Origin of the sequence: Xenococcus sp. PCC 7305, from assembly GCF_000332055.1 — a bacterium.
GTDB lineage: Bacteria > Cyanobacteriota > Cyanobacteriia > Cyanobacteriales > Xenococcaceae > Xenococcus.
Genome location: NZ_ALVZ01000213.1, coordinates 1 through 13493 on the forward strand (window position 1 = coordinate 1; position 13493 = coordinate 13493).

Annotated in this window: 12 protein-coding genes; 5 read left to right on the plus strand and 7 right to left on the minus strand. The window is 40.7% G+C overall.

The annotated features are described in order from the left end of the window. Positions 1 to 30: 30 nt before the first annotated feature. On the minus strand, positions 31 to 3714 hold the full coding sequence (locus tag XEN7305_RS26880) for a PAS domain S-box protein (protein ID WP_006510939.1): 3684 nt from the start codon (positions 3712 to 3714) through the stop codon (positions 31 to 33). A gap of 228 nt (positions 3715 to 3942) precedes the next feature. On the opposite strand from XEN7305_RS26880, the gene XEN7305_RS18105 reads away from it, so the two are divergent. Further along, entirely contained in the window at positions 3943 to 4344 is a 402-nt protein-coding gene (locus tag XEN7305_RS18105; RefSeq protein ID WP_006510940.1) for a hypothetical protein, read from the plus strand. 40 nt (positions 4345 to 4384) lie between these two features. On the opposite strand, the gene XEN7305_RS18110 is transcribed toward XEN7305_RS18105, so the two are convergent. Then, a complete protein-coding gene (locus XEN7305_RS18110; RefSeq protein ID WP_006510941.1) occupies positions 4385 to 6256 on the minus strand; it encodes a response regulator in 1872 nt (623 codons plus the stop codon). Positions 6257 to 6352: 96 nt separating this feature from the next. Continuing rightward, positions 6353 to 6685, minus strand: a complete 333-nt coding sequence (locus XEN7305_RS18115) for a hypothetical protein (protein WP_006510942.1) — start codon at positions 6683 to 6685, stop codon at positions 6353 to 6355. Positions 6686 to 7389: 704 nt separating this feature from the next. Between XEN7305_RS18115 and XEN7305_RS18120 the strand changes: the two genes are divergently transcribed. Continuing rightward, entirely contained in the window at positions 7390 to 9042 is a 1653-nt protein-coding gene (locus XEN7305_RS18120) for an aminotransferase class I/II-fold pyridoxal phosphate-dependent enzyme (RefSeq protein WP_006510943.1), read from the plus strand. A 13-nt stretch (positions 9043 to 9055) separates the two neighbouring features. Here XEN7305_RS18120 and XEN7305_RS18125 read toward each other — a convergent pair whose 3' ends face one another. Both XEN7305_RS18125 and XEN7305_RS18130 read right to left on the minus strand, forming a co-directional pair. Further along, positions 9056 to 9415 (minus strand): hypothetical protein, encoded by a 360-nt coding sequence (locus XEN7305_RS18125; protein WP_006510944.1) that lies wholly within the window; start codon positions 9413 to 9415, stop codon positions 9056 to 9058. Between the two features lie 10 nt (positions 9416 to 9425). Then, complete coding sequence (locus XEN7305_RS18130) at positions 9426 to 9740, minus strand: TIGR03792 family protein (protein WP_040898532.1); 315 nt, start codon at positions 9738 to 9740, stop codon at positions 9426 to 9428. 73 nt (positions 9741 to 9813) lie between these two features. Here XEN7305_RS18130 and XEN7305_RS18135 point away from each other — a divergent pair, with 73 nt between their 5' ends. Next, positions 9814 to 10137 (plus strand): phasin family protein, encoded by a 324-nt coding sequence (locus XEN7305_RS18135; RefSeq protein WP_006510946.1) that lies wholly within the window; start codon positions 9814 to 9816, stop codon positions 10135 to 10137. A 219-nt stretch (positions 10138 to 10356) separates the two neighbouring features. After that, entirely contained in the window at positions 10357 to 10776 is a 420-nt protein-coding gene (locus XEN7305_RS18140) for an FHA domain-containing protein (protein ID WP_006510947.1), read from the plus strand. 87 nt (positions 10777 to 10863) lie between these two features. Here XEN7305_RS18140 and XEN7305_RS18145 read toward each other — a convergent pair whose 3' ends face one another. Continuing rightward, the gene (locus XEN7305_RS18145) at positions 10864 to 11319 is read right to left on the minus strand and encodes an NUDIX domain-containing protein (protein WP_006510948.1); all 456 of its coding nucleotides are present in this window, start codon (positions 11317 to 11319) and stop codon (positions 10864 to 10866) included. Positions 11320 to 11435: 116 nt separating this feature from the next. Beyond that, positions 11436 to 12821: an argininosuccinate lyase gene (argH, locus tag XEN7305_RS18150; protein ID WP_006510949.1), complete on the minus strand. Its 1386-nt coding sequence runs from the start codon at positions 12819 to 12821 to the stop codon at positions 11436 to 11438. A gap of 269 nt (positions 12822 to 13090) precedes the next feature. Between argH and XEN7305_RS18155 the strand changes: the two genes are divergently transcribed. Continuing rightward, positions 13091 to 13384, plus strand: coding sequence for a hypothetical protein (locus XEN7305_RS18155; RefSeq protein WP_006510950.1), 294 nt, complete (start codon positions 13091 to 13093; stop codon positions 13382 to 13384). The last annotated feature ends 109 nt before the right edge of the window (positions 13385 to 13493 follow it).

Consider the following 13493-nt stretch of genomic DNA (forward strand, 5'->3'; position numbering starts at 1 on the left):
CCTCATCCCTCATCCCTCATCCCTCATCCCTCATCCCTTAACTTGCGGCAAAGTGAAGAAAAAACTACTTCCTTTGCCAAGGGTGCTTGTCGCCCAAATTCTACCGCCATGTTGCTCTACAATGTGACGGCAAATGGCCAGACCCAAGCCAGTTCCACCTTTTTTGCGGGAGTCGGAAGCATCGACTTGTTGAAAACGTTCAAAAATGTTTTCTAGCTTATCTTGAGGAATTCCTCGACCTTGATCTTTGACGGCAAAAATAACTTCATTACCTTGTTTTTTTGCTGTTAGCCAAACTTTGCTCCCTGGGGGAGAGAATTTAATGGCGTTACTCAATAAATTGGTCAGAGTTTGCAAGATGCGATCGCTATCAACTAGTAAATCAATAGAATTAGGTTTAGTCTCAATCGTAATCTGATGTTGTTGGGCCATTTCTTGAGCGGTGTCTACTGCTTGGCTAATCAGCTCGGCACTCGTAATTTTTGCTGTTTCGATGATTTCTTTCCCAGATTCCATACGTTCTATGTCCAGAACATCATTAATAAGCCGCACTAAGCGATCGGTATTTCTAACAGCAATTTGAATCATTTCTTGACCCCGATCCGAAAATTTTCCCAAATGACCAGTCGCCATAAGTTTGAGGACACCATGAATCGAAGTTAGAGGGGTTCGCATTTCATGACTAGCAACCGACACAAATTCACTCTTCATCTGTTCGATCGCCTTGCGTTCGGTAATATCTTCAATCATGGCAAAAAATCCCTTGACTTTACCTTCGGCATTAATGTCAGGAATATAAGTTGCATTCATCCAGCGAGAATTTTGAGAGTTTTCGGGAACGTAGAGCGGCTCAATTTCAAAAGTTACTTCTTCTCCCGATAAGGCTCTTTCTATATAGGGTAATATTTTCCGATAATTGATTTTCCCCACTATTTTTTCGATCCTCAATCCTAAAAATTCTTGGCGAGATTTGCGAAACCAAGTTTGATAGGTTTGGTTAATATAGCGATAACGTTGTTGATGGTCTACATAGGCAATCAAAATGGGCAAAGAATCGGTGATTAGTTTGAGTTGATTTTCACTGCGCTGAAGTTTGGCTGCCGCTTGTTGGCGTTCGGTAATATCTTGCAGCATGACAGTAAAGATCAAACCATCTTGGGTTTGCAATTTCGAAATTGAAGCTTCTGCAGGAAATTCTTCCCCATGTTTACGGCGGCCATAAACATGACTACTGCGATTTGACATGGTGCGCGATCGCTGTGGTGACTTGTGGAACTCCTCGACATGTTGACGATGAATTTCCCGAAAAATTTCTGGTAGCAAAATATCCAACTCTTCTCCCATAACCTCACTGGCTCTATAGCCAAAAATCCTTTCTGCACCTTTATTAAAGAGTTGAATTTGCTGTCGTTCATCAATCGCAATTATCGCTTCATCTGCGTTGTCAAGAATACCTGCTAACCTCTCCTGATTTTCCCGCAAAGAAATTTCGGTTAGTTCTCGTTCTTCGATTTCTGCTTGTAATCTCTGATTCGTCAGGGTCAGCTCTAATGTTCGCTTCTTAACTGATTCTTCCAGGTTATTTAATAATTCTGCTTGAGATAGGGCGACCCCAATTTGATCTGCTAGTTGCTGTAAAAGTTTAATTTCACTCTTTTTCCAATAACGAGTATTATTGCATTGATGAACAATCAGCAAACCTTTTAATTGCTCTTTAGTAAGAATCGGAACCACTAAGATTGCTTTAATCGAGAATTGCTGAAAAAGTTCTCGAACATCATAGGGAATCGCCGAACTTGTGGCATCGGGAATCACGAGGGTTTTTCCTTGGTGATATCCAGCCAAATATTGATTCATTAAGAAGGGTTCGGCCAATTCGTAACCCAACATGGCAGGAAAAGGTTCCAGAACAGCTTCACTAACTGGTTTCACAAGTTTATCATCCGTCAGTTCCGCTACCATAGCGCGATCGCATACTAAAAGATTTTGGATTTCGGTAACGGTATTTTGCAGGATTGTATCTAGTTTGATCGAAACCCGAATCTTACGCGTAACTTCTGCCAATAATTGAGTTTGTCGATACTGATGTTCTAACTGGGTTTGAACTTGGCGCTGTTGGGTCACATCAATTCCTGTGGCAATCACAAATTCCACTTTTCCTTGATCATCAAACAAAGCAGTATTTGACCAAGAAATCAGGTGACGACTCCCATCTTTGGCTAACCAATAATTTTCATATTGATTGGGCAATTGACCTGCAAATAATTGCGCAAATACTGCCCGAATAGATTTTTTTTCTTGGGCAATAATTAAAAAGTCCCAAATTTTCTTACCTTGTACTTCTGAGAAGTCATAGCCTGTAACCTCTTCACAGGTATTATTGAAGCTAACAATTTGCCCCTCTCGATTCAACACGGTGACCAATGCGCCAACAGTATCCAAGATAGCTTTTGTAAAATCTCGTTCCTGTTTAAGTTCTAATTCTGCTTGTTTGCGATCTGTAATATCGGCATAAGAAACTGTCATTCTAATAGGATTACCCGCCTTATCCCAGAGAGCTTGTCCGCGATCGAGAATCCATTTATAACTGCCGTCCTTGCATAAAACTCGATGCTCAGAAATGTAAGAGGGAGTTTTTTTGGCAAAATGGTTTTGAATTTGTTCGTTGACCCAGTCAATATCATCAGGATGAACTCGTTTTGACCATTCTTCAAGATGATTCTGGATTTCATCTTCTTGGTAACCCAACATTTCCTTCCATCGCTTGGAAAAGAAAACCTCATTATTGACAACATTCCAATCCCAAATACCATCATTGGAACCCTGAAGTGCTAATTGCCATCTTTCTTGGCTTTCTTGCAATTCCAATTCGATATGTTTGCGTTTGGTAATATCTCTTGCCGCTGCGTAAATTTTTTGTTCTTGACGATGGGCGGTCGCGCTCCAGAGAAACCAGCGATACGAGCCGTGATTAGTAAGGTACCTATTCTCAAAAGAAACTGTTATTTTACCTTTTTCAATATTGTCAAGTTCTGCTAGGGTCGCAGCCCGATCATCGGGATGGACAAAGTTTATGAAAGGTTGAGCCAATAATTCATCTTTGGTGAAGCCGAGAACTTGCTGAAAATTGTTATTCAAGCGTTTAAAGTACCCGTCAAATCCTGCGACACAGAGCATACTAGGCGTAATTTCAAAAAAAGATTCTAGTTCTTCCTGTTTCTGTTGCTGATTGGCAATCTCCAATGCTTTCTGCTTTACCAGAACTCGATAAAGACTTTCTTGCGTAATAATGCCCCGAATCTGTTGTTGCTGATCGAGAACGGGTAAATGGCTCCAAGAATGTTGCTGCATATAGGATAAAACTCGGGCTAAATTGTCCAATTGCGACTCTTGCAAGGTAATCACTGGCCGACTCATGACTTCCCCTAGAGTGAGGGTCAAGAAATCTCCTTGAGAAGTCACTAGTCTTAGTAAATCGCTTTTGGTAAATATACCAACTAGTTTTTTGTTCTCAACTATTAAAATGCAACTATGCTCTTTTGTAGCATCAAATCCTTGATTGCTTTTTTGCGCTATCCCATGCTCCTTATTCTTTGGTGGACTCATCAGGGCGATCGCTTTCCTGACTGAGATTTCTGGAGCAACAATTAAAAGATTGCGGGCCAAGATTTTTTCCCAGCCAATTGTCTGAATTGATTTTTTTGCCTGCTCCATAGTAAATTCAGTTGTAGGCAATCAAAGATTGATCCCCATAATCATTGTCTATTAATTTTTTACATCTTCACAACTTCTTCAGATTTATTCTTTAAAGTGGTCTTGACTGAAACCAGGAGACCCGAATTTTATAGCTCATTTAGCTGTGGATGGTTTTCTTAAAGTATAGATTGCTTTTCTCTAAGTCACGAACACAAATAGTTGATTGGTTGGAAATAATTAAGACAAATGAAGCTTTACACAGAATATCTCTACTCTTTTGCTAATGCCAGTTTAACTCTAAGAGTTATTGAATATCTGCGTAGTCAAAAGAGAGTCCCTGTAGATTCGGTGATTGTTGTAAATCTCATAGATCGCTGGCTGATTAAAATCAAACTGAAGCATGATATTAATTATCAATTAGCTGAAGATTTTCAGTCCTTTTTGAATGAGATGGGCATAGTTCATCAGCCATCACCAAGACTAATGATGGCCCTGCTTCAATTAGAGGCAGGGGAGTCGCCCACAGAGGTAATGAATCGCTACAAAATAGTAATTGTGGCTAATGGTCAGCCTGAGCAGGAAGAAATTGAAATTTTCCGCCACCAGTTAGTGTCTAAACTGGGTTATTGCCCCCAAACGATGGCTTAATCCAATCATTGACCATTTAACATTAACCATTTAACAGTTCTTAAGTGGTCACTTTAGACCTTTTAAGGCGGTTGAGGATGCGATGGGCTAGTTCGGCTCCTCTAACTGGTTTGCAGATGTAGTCGTCCGCGCCGATCGCGAAGGCTTGGTTTTGGCTTTGTTTATCTTGATGTGCCGAAAGGAAGAGAATCGGTAATTTTCCCCAACGGCGATCGCTGCGTAATACCTGACAAAGCTCAATACCATTGAAATCAGGCATCTCAAGATCCAAGACTAATAAGTCTGGATTGGTAGTCTCCAATAAATCCCAACACTTTTTTGGATCATCGAGCAGGGTAAGTTGAAACCCCCAAGGTTGTAGAGCGATTTTCAAAAGCTGTAGGGCCTGAGGGTCGTCGTCAACAATCATAATCTTGGCTCCCCAACCGGAATTTGCCACGAGCTCTACTATTGAAGCTAATGCGTTTTGACAAGAAACTGGCTCAGGTAGGACTAAATTCGCACCCTCATGAACAATGGCAAGCCGGTTTTCTAAGGTACCACCTTCGAGGAGAATTGCGATCGGCAGGGATGGTTTGAGATAGTGTAGTTCCTGGAGCAAAGCCAGGCCCTCTGCTTCGGGGAAAGCAATCCTGAGCAGGATCGCGTCAGGAAGCTCTTGTTGTAGTAACTTTCTGGCGGCAGCAGCGGTGCTTGCGATCGCAGTTTTGACTCCCCATTCAGGAGCTAGTTTTGCCAACTGCTCAGTGAACCCAACATTATCGCTGATCGTTAACAATAAGATATCACTAGCTACTTTTGACTTTCCATTAGTCTGAAAAGGTTGGTGCTGTAATTCCAGTTGCAGTTCTTGGACTAACTTGATAAATTGCTCTTTATCCTCACTGGAAAAAGATTGGTTAATCAGGATTTGTTCAATTTTTTTAGCGATTTTCGAGCCTTCAGGAAAGCCAAAACCTCCCAATGAGCCAGCCAGATTATGAGCTGTCATTCTTGCTTTCCTATGGAATTCATCATTACCTTGATTGTCAAAAACTGTCGCCACACAACTATCCAAAATAGCTACTCTTTCGCGGGTTACAGCTTGGAATTTTTCTGTCCATGCTTGAGCAATTCTTTCTGATGTCGTAGCTTGCCGATGAGCTACGCTCCCAGAGCGATCCCCATTAGGGGACGAGTTCACTCCAGATAAAGCAAGATTTTGAGACTTTTTTTTGCGGGGTAGAGGTTTTTCTTTTTCTGCCGCTTTCAGACGATAACCCAGGCCATAAACAGTCTGCACTGTATCTTTGGCCATTCCGACGGCATGGAACTTTTGGCGCAACCCCTTAATATGGGTTCTGACAGATTCTTCTCCAGGCGGATCTTCTCCGGCCCATAAACTCTCAATAATTGCCCCAGGACTAAACACTTGCTTAGGATAACGCAAAAATAGCTCCAATAAAGCATATTCCTTGGGGGTAAGAGCTAAAAGTTGTTCTTGATACTTCACCTCACAAGTTCTGGGGTCAAGGCTCAAATTATTCCAGCTAAGTATGGGCAAAATATTCTGACTATCGCGACGCAGCAGAGCGCGAATTCTGGCTGTCAATTCCTGAAAATCAAAAGGTTTAACTACATAGTCATCGGCCCCAGCGTCTAAACCCCTGACTTTATCTTCTTGATCATCTCTCGCTGTCAATAAAAGAATTGGCATTTTATAATTCCGGGTGCGCAATTTTTTGCAGAGGGAAATGCCATCAATATCAGGAAGATTTAAATCTAGCAAGACCAAACTATAGTTAAATAAGCAGACGAATTCCCAGCCCATTTCTCCATTGGTCGCCACATCAACTGCATAATGATTGGCGATCAAGTTTGTGGCTAAAGCCTCCATTAATAGTTCATCATCGTCTACTAATAAAATTCTCATTAGCCTGTTAATGAAGTTAGTTTGTCGGGACTTGTTATTGGAAACTCAAAGTCATAAGAAATTCTCCTCGTTCCTATTCCCTTAAATTATGATAACTTATCGCTTTTGTACTGCATCCCAGTTTTCGATCCAAGTTTGATCGACTTGTTCTGGTTGCGGTCTCTTAGGTTTAGGCTTTAACTCATCGGGTCTTTTGGTTAAACCCAATTTAGTCAATGCGATCGCAACTATAATAGCAACAATGATTCCTAAACCCAAACCAAAACCCCCCAGCCACAGCAAAATGCGACTCAACTCATTTTTGCGCCGAGCTAGATCTTCGGGATTGATATCTCCTAGTTCTTCGGGGGAGAAGTCATTAAATTTCTTCTGTTTTTTTCCCCTATTGACGAAAGGGTTGGTGTCGAAGTCGTCTGGTGGTTGGAACATCAGTTATCAGTTTTGCTGGGAGTGCAATCTATCACTGAGACATCTTAGCAATCAATTTTAGTAGTTGGGCACAAAGTAATCTATCAGGGGATTTTCCGTAAGAGATTATCGGCGATCGCGATCCCATAACAACCGAATTAGATTGGCAAGAAAAGGAGCTATGACATTTATGATATCTAAAGGATTGTAATCGCGATCGCAAAGTGACTAGCCTTGCGAGCTCCCGCAGTATACGATCATTTAATTTTCGATTATTAATTTTATTTGACTAGTGAATGCGGGAGTAAATAAGCTATCTATCAACGAAGAGCAAAAAGCCGATGTATCAAGACTTATTACTCATTACTTATTACTTCCGCGAAGCGGCACTAGTCTCATTCGCATCGGACAAAATTCTAATCTGGCTCTCACCACAAAAGTAAAATTGCCATATATGATATTTTTTCAGTTAAAGGTTATGCTATGTGATTAATTATTAGCTTGAGTTTTAGAACAAGCCCCAGAACCTGGCTTTTAGTCTATTTCAGAGGCAGTCCCAGCTCGCAGACTAGTATTTTAAGCGTTATTTTATGTCTATCGCAAAATCTTTGTGTAGATTGTAATCAACGGTTTATGGCAAAATAACCATCATATCTATAAAGTGGTCTGGAAAAGTGTCAGCTAGACCAAGAAGATGGCTCAAAATTGTGGTGTAGGAGAACTAAATGACACTATTAAATGAAACCTTAAATGGTAAAACAAGTACAAATACTTCTTTGGTAAGGAATAATGGACTGTATAGTTCTAATACCTATCCTAGCCAAGAAGTAATCGAGGGGTGGTTAATTGATAAGGTTGCAGAATCTTTGAAAATCGAACCCCATGAAATAGACATTGATCAAGAGTTCAGTGACTATGGTTTAGATTCGGTAGAGGCAATTAATGTATCTGGAGAATTGGAAAATTATTTAGGGTGTCGTTTGTCTCCTACTCTACTTTGGGATTATCAAAATATCTCGTCCCTAGCAGAGTATCTCGCGACGAATCCAGAAGATCTTCGAGATACTTCTCAGAGTGATGGATTAGAAGTCATTTCTCCTTTCGCTACGACCGAATTAAATATACCATCCCTGGAAAGCTTTAACCCTGAGACAGGACAGAATAATGACGTTCCCAAGGAATATTATTGTTTTGACCAGACCCCAGAATACCAGAAATTGCAATTAAGATTGCAGCAGGTCAAAAGTCTGGGTAACGGCAATCCTTTCTTTATTCCCCAAGATAAAGTTGCGAGTGACACGACAATTGTCAATCAGCGCCAACTAATTAATTTTGCAACCTATAACTATATAGGGATGTGTGGCGATCCTTTAGTAGATAAATCGGCCCAAGATGCGATCGCTCGCTATGGGACTTCTGCTTGCGCAAGTCGCTTAATCTCAGGAGAAAAACCCATCCATCGGGAATTAGAGACCAAGCTAGCTGCTTTTCTAGGCACAGAAGACAGCATTGTGATGGTAGGTGGTCATGCAACCAATGTAACGACCATTGGGCACTTGTTCGGGAAGAATGATTTAGTTCTTTATGATGCCCTCTCTCATAACAGTATTCTCCAGGGATGCTTTCTCTCTGGGGCTAGTTTAGTTGCTTTTCCCCATAATGATTTTGCAACTTTAGATTCTATCCTCCTAGAGCGTCGACATCGTTATCAAAAGGTGCTGATTGTCATCGAAGGTGTTTACAGCACCGATGGAGATATCGCAGATTTACCCTCTTTTATTAAACTCAAGAAGAAATATAAAACTTTTTTAATGGTCGATGAAGCCCATTCTTTGGGGACAATCGGCACAACAGGCAGGGGCATTGCCGAATATTTTGGCGAAAATCCGACCGATGTCGATATTTGGATGGGAACTCTGAGTAAATCATTCGCTAGCTGTGGTGGTTATATTGCAGGTTCAGCGGCGATCGTTGAATATCTCAAATACACAGCACCCGGCTTTGTGTTTAGTGTGGGTATGTCACCGCCTAATGCAGGAGCAACTCTGGCAGCTATTGAGGTTTTACAAGCTGAGCCAGAAAGAGTAACTCGCCTTCAAGATCGAGCCAAGTTGTTTTTAGCTTTAGCAAAAGAACATAATTTAAATACAGGGATGAGCAAGGATTCTCCAGTGATTCCAATTATTGTCGGAGATTCTTTAAAATCAATTCAATTGTCCCAAAATCTCTTTAAAAAAGGCATCAATGTTCCCTTTATGATTCATCCCTCTGTTCCTCATAATGAAGCACGATTAAGATTCTTTGTAACTTGTAATCACACTGAAGAACAAATTCGTTTTACAGTGCAAACCTTAGCTCAAGAGTTGGCGCAACTTTGAGTAAGTTATTAGATCAAATGATAGTAAGTAGGACACTGATAAGAATCAAAATCAAGATTATCGATAGTCCTTGATGCTGACCTAGCCAAAACTTAATTTCTGAGATGAAGCCTCTAGCAGGAGAACTTATTGGTTCTTCGACTAAGGGTTTCTCTTTGTCATGAAACATTGTGCAGGATTTGGCATAGGGTCTTTGGGGATAATTACAACTGTCATCTTCAAGATAGAAACAGCGATCGCATAAAAAACTCTCGTCGGTCGCTTGATATAAAGGGATACCTGCATGTCCGAATGCCTTAAGGGGATTTTTGCAATAAGGACAGACCAAAGCCTCTAGTTTTACCGATTGATTACAACGGGGACATTTAGACATTTCTGAACTATTAACTTGATATAATAGATTTTGATGATTGATATTCTGTCGATTCGAGCATTTGATAGTTATCTGTTCCCATCGCCAAAGCAAATTTTTGGTCTATTTCCGCCAAAAGTTCCGGGGATATTGCTTTCCACTGCTCACGCGATCGCCAACGAACGATAATAAAAACGCGATCATCCCTTGCAGGGTCAAGCCAAATTTCTTTCCCCAAAAAACCAGCAGACTCAGCTAGGATAGGAGTCCAAATCTTCTGGTCTTCTGCCAAAAATTTTTCTCTTAATTGAGGTTTCACCAAAAAACCGAGCCATTCTATAATCATGAGGAATGTTTGCAAAACTTTCAACTTATTTTCGCCCATTGTATAATTTAGTATCAAAAATTAAGAGAAGTAAATGGATAATAACGACTGGTTGAAACAATTATTAATGCTTGGGATTGGCACAACCTCTTTAGTTGCCGAGAAAATGAAAGAAGTTAGCGAGCAATGGGTTAAAGATGGCAAGCTAGACCCAGAAGGAGCCAAAGCTTTTGTTGATGACTTCATGAGTCAATTCAACTCAGAACCTGTTAATTTGCAGCAGCAGATGGAAAGACAAATGAAGAAGATACTTGAGGACTTAGGGGTTCCTCAACAATCAGAAATGGATGAATTAAGGGGTCGCATTGACAGAATTGAGAGAAAAGTTCGGGAATTGGAAAATAAACTCTGGCGTTGAAAAACAGACTTAATAAACTTTAATAAACTAGAAAAGGATAGTCCCAGTTAGCTATATTATCGGCTATATTGTTTATGTATATCTTTTGCGTAGATCAAAGAAAGAAGCAAATTTATGGGATTCTCTTAAAGAAACAACTTTTAGATAAAATAAGCGGTTGAGTTTAATATTAACTGATTTCTCTCAAAAATTAGAACACTTATATAAGATGGCGAGTCTGTGATTACATTAACCCTCTTACATCCTCTGCAACCAGTGCCAGTTCAAAGCTGGACATTTGAAGAAGAACCCAAAATTAGAATTGGACGCTCAACCAGTAATGAGGTTGTCCTTTATAGTGCCGTTGTTTCCCGTCATCACGTAGAAATCAGAAAAGCCGGGCCGGAATGGGAAGTCGTAAATCTAGGAGCCAATGGGACATATATAAATGGGGCAAGGGTTGACCAGGCCTTGGCAATAGATGGCATGATCATCCGGCTCGCAAGTTCTGGCCCCAAAATATTAATCAAAATCGAATCAGAAGACTCGTCTTCCGAGGGACAAAATTCAGCAGAAGATGAGTCTCAAAATATAAAACATAAGCGTACTAATTCAAAAATCACCAAGGATACCTTGATTAGTATTAAAGACGAAAAGTAAGGGATGAGGGATGAGGGATAAAGGATAAAGGATGAGGGATAAAGGATGAGGAAGTTTAATCTACTGTTGACTGATAACTGTTAACTGTTAACTGACTGTTGTTGTGCCATTAAAATAGTCGTTGAGATGGAGATCGTGGTCGTGGCAGAGATTTCCTCGGGGCAGCTCTTCTGGAGCAAAAGCTTTGACCTGTAAAACTTCTAGCTTGTCTTCTGCCACCGGAACTCCTGTGACTTGAGCTTCTATAACTACAGAAATTGAGTGAAGACGAGGATCTCGGTCGGGGGCAGAGTAAACCCCCACCAAACGCAGGATTTTAACCATATCTAACCCTGTTTCCTCTTTGAGTTCTCTCTTGGCTGCGTGGGGAATGTCTTCTCCCCAGTCAATTATGCCTCCAGGTAAGCCCCATTTTTTGTTGTCACTACGTTGGACTAAAACTATACGACCGTCTGGCAAGACAGGAATAATGGTAGTTCCGGTGATCGGATGACGGAAAATAATACCGATAACAGTTGAGATAAATCGCCAAGTACCACGCATAATTAATTGAAAATTAAAAATTGAAAATTGACGCTTGCGGAGCTCTACCCGAAGGGTCCCAACCCCGCTTCGCCGACAGGCGCAAGGGAACGCGCGAGTTGGAAAATCGAGAACTGTTAACTGCTTAGTTGGGATTTGGCTCTGGCGATCGCAGATCTAACCTGTTCAAAACCGGTTCCCCCATAGCTATTGCGAGCAGAAACTACTGTTTGCGGTGCGATCTCTTGATAAATATCTTCCTCAAAAGCAGGATGAAGTTGTTGCCATTCTGCCAAACTAAGATCTTTAAGGAGTTTACCAGCAGTAAGACTCTTTTTAACAACCTTCCCCACTAAATTATAAGCTTCTCGAAAGGGAACACCCTTAGCTGCTAAATAATCCGCAACATCAGTAGCATTGGAAAAGTCCTCCTCTACAGCGCTATTTAATCTGCTCGTCTTGAATTCAATCCCTTCCGCCAGAAGAATTGTCATCGCTTCTAAACAAGCTTTGACTGTTTTAACCCCATCAAATAGTCCCTCTTTATCTTCCTGCAAATCTTTATTGTAGGCAAGGGGTAAGCCTTTCATCATTACCAGTAAGGCTTGAAGATGACCAAATACTCTGCCTGTTTTGCCTCGCACTAATTCGGGAACATCGGGGTTTTTCTTTTGGGGCATAATGCTCGAACCTGTAGCACAGCTGTCTTTTAGCTTAATAAAACTAAATTCTTCGGATGACCAGAGAATCATTTCTTCACTCAAACGACTCAAATGCACCATGATGAGACTAGCGGCACAAAGAAATTCGATCGCAAAATCGCGATCGCTAACTCCATCAAGACTATTGTCATAAACTGCCTCAAAATTGAGTAACTGGGCACTATATTGGCGGTCAATGGGAAAAGTTGTTCCAGCTAAGGCGCCGCAACCTAAAGGAGAAATATTAGTGCGTTTGTAGACATCGCCTAGTCTTTCCCAGTCGCGTTGGGTCATTTGCACATAAGCAAGTAAGTGATGAGCCAAGCTCAAAGGCTGAGCTCTTTGGAGGTGGGTGTAACCAGGAATGAGGGTTTCGACATTATTTTCGGCTAATTCTAGTAAAACAAGCTGAAATTCTCGCAGTTTACCTCTAATATTAGTAATTTCTTCTCGGAGATAAAGGCGAACGTCGGTTCCTACCTGGTCGTTTCGCGATCGCGCGGTATGGAGTTTTTTACCCACATCGCCAACAATATCGGTGAGCCTTCTCTCCACGGCAAAATGAATATCTTCGGCTTCTACTCCTGGGGTAAATTCTCCTCGATGATATTCTGTGCGGATTTGTTCGAGTCCTGCTACTAACTTATCTACTTCTTCGGTGGCAATAATACCTGTTTTGCCGAGCATTTGGGCATGGGCGATCGAACCTGTGAGGTCATATTCAATTAGTTCGATATCAAAACCAATACTAGCGTTAAAAATCGCGATCGCGGGATGTAAGGCAGATTCGAAGCGATCGCTCCAAGTTGTTTTTTTTGTCACAGGGTTTTCAGTTATCAGTTAACAGTGATCAGTTATCAGTAGAGGTAAGGCAATGTATGATGAATGACGTTTTGACCATACCTAGTAAATCATAGACTATTAGTCAAGATAGCGATCAATGTTTAGTTGAGCAGCAATAAAACGCATCTTATTCTTGTTTAAAATATTAATTTAGGACGTTGTGTTTAAGGATTTTTCGGGAATTTTAGGATTAGTATTTACCTTTTACTTAAATTACTAATATACTCGTGAAAAATTGATAATTGAAGATGATAACTCCAGAAGATAGAGAGAACAAGTTAAAAGAGCAAGAATTAAGGCGCAGAGAATTAAATTCTTCTTCCCTACCTTTGTCTGAATTGACAAAGCACAAACCCCCTGAAAGCTCTTTTCAAAGGTTCAGCAAAAAATTAGTAAAATTTGTTAAATTTGCTGGCTTTTTAGTTATTGGCATTGCCCTTATTAGAGCTGGATTTTGGTTAGGAGCCTGGATTGCCCATCTAGTTATAGTAGGTATTATTGCCTTTATTGGGTACAAAATATTTTTGAATAATGACGATTAAGCTAAAAAATAAAGGCGGGAGCATCCCAATTTTGCAGTAAGTAAAAATGCTTAAAGTATTATTGATGTCAAAGCAAAAAAGAAATTATCTAAATTAAGCATGACACCAG

What these genes read in the sequence shown, in the direction of transcription:
- XEN7305_RS26880 (WP_006510939.1), bottom strand. Translation starts at nt 3,714, where the DNA reads ATGGAGCAGGCAAAAAAATCAATTCAGACAATTGGCTGGGAAAAAATC.
- XEN7305_RS18105 (WP_006510940.1), top strand. Translation starts at nt 3,943, where the DNA reads ATGAAGCTTTACACAGAATATCTCTACTCTTTTGCTAATGCCAGTTTA.
- XEN7305_RS18110 (WP_006510941.1), bottom strand. Translation starts at nt 6,256, where the DNA reads ATGAGAATTTTATTAGTAGACGATGATGAACTATTAATGGAGGCTTTA.
- XEN7305_RS18115 (WP_006510942.1), bottom strand. Translation starts at nt 6,685, where the DNA reads ATGTTCCAACCACCAGACGACTTCGACACCAACCCTTTCGTCAATAGG.
- XEN7305_RS18120 (WP_006510943.1), top strand. Translation starts at nt 7,390, where the DNA reads ATGACACTATTAAATGAAACCTTAAATGGTAAAACAAGTACAAATACT.
- XEN7305_RS18125 (WP_006510944.1), bottom strand. Translation starts at nt 9,415, where the DNA reads ATGTCTAAATGTCCCCGTTGTAATCAATCGGTAAAACTAGAGGCTTTG.
- XEN7305_RS18130 (WP_040898532.1), bottom strand. Translation starts at nt 9,740, where the DNA reads ATGATTATAGAATGGCTCGGTTTTTTGGTGAAACCTCAATTAAGAGAA.
- XEN7305_RS18135 (WP_006510946.1), top strand. Translation starts at nt 9,814, where the DNA reads ATGGATAATAACGACTGGTTGAAACAATTATTAATGCTTGGGATTGGC.
- XEN7305_RS18145 (WP_006510948.1), bottom strand. Translation starts at nt 11,319, where the DNA reads ATGCGTGGTACTTGGCGATTTATCTCAACTGTTATCGGTATTATTTTC.
- XEN7305_RS18155 (WP_006510950.1), top strand. Translation starts at nt 13,091, where the DNA reads ATGATAACTCCAGAAGATAGAGAGAACAAGTTAAAAGAGCAAGAATTA.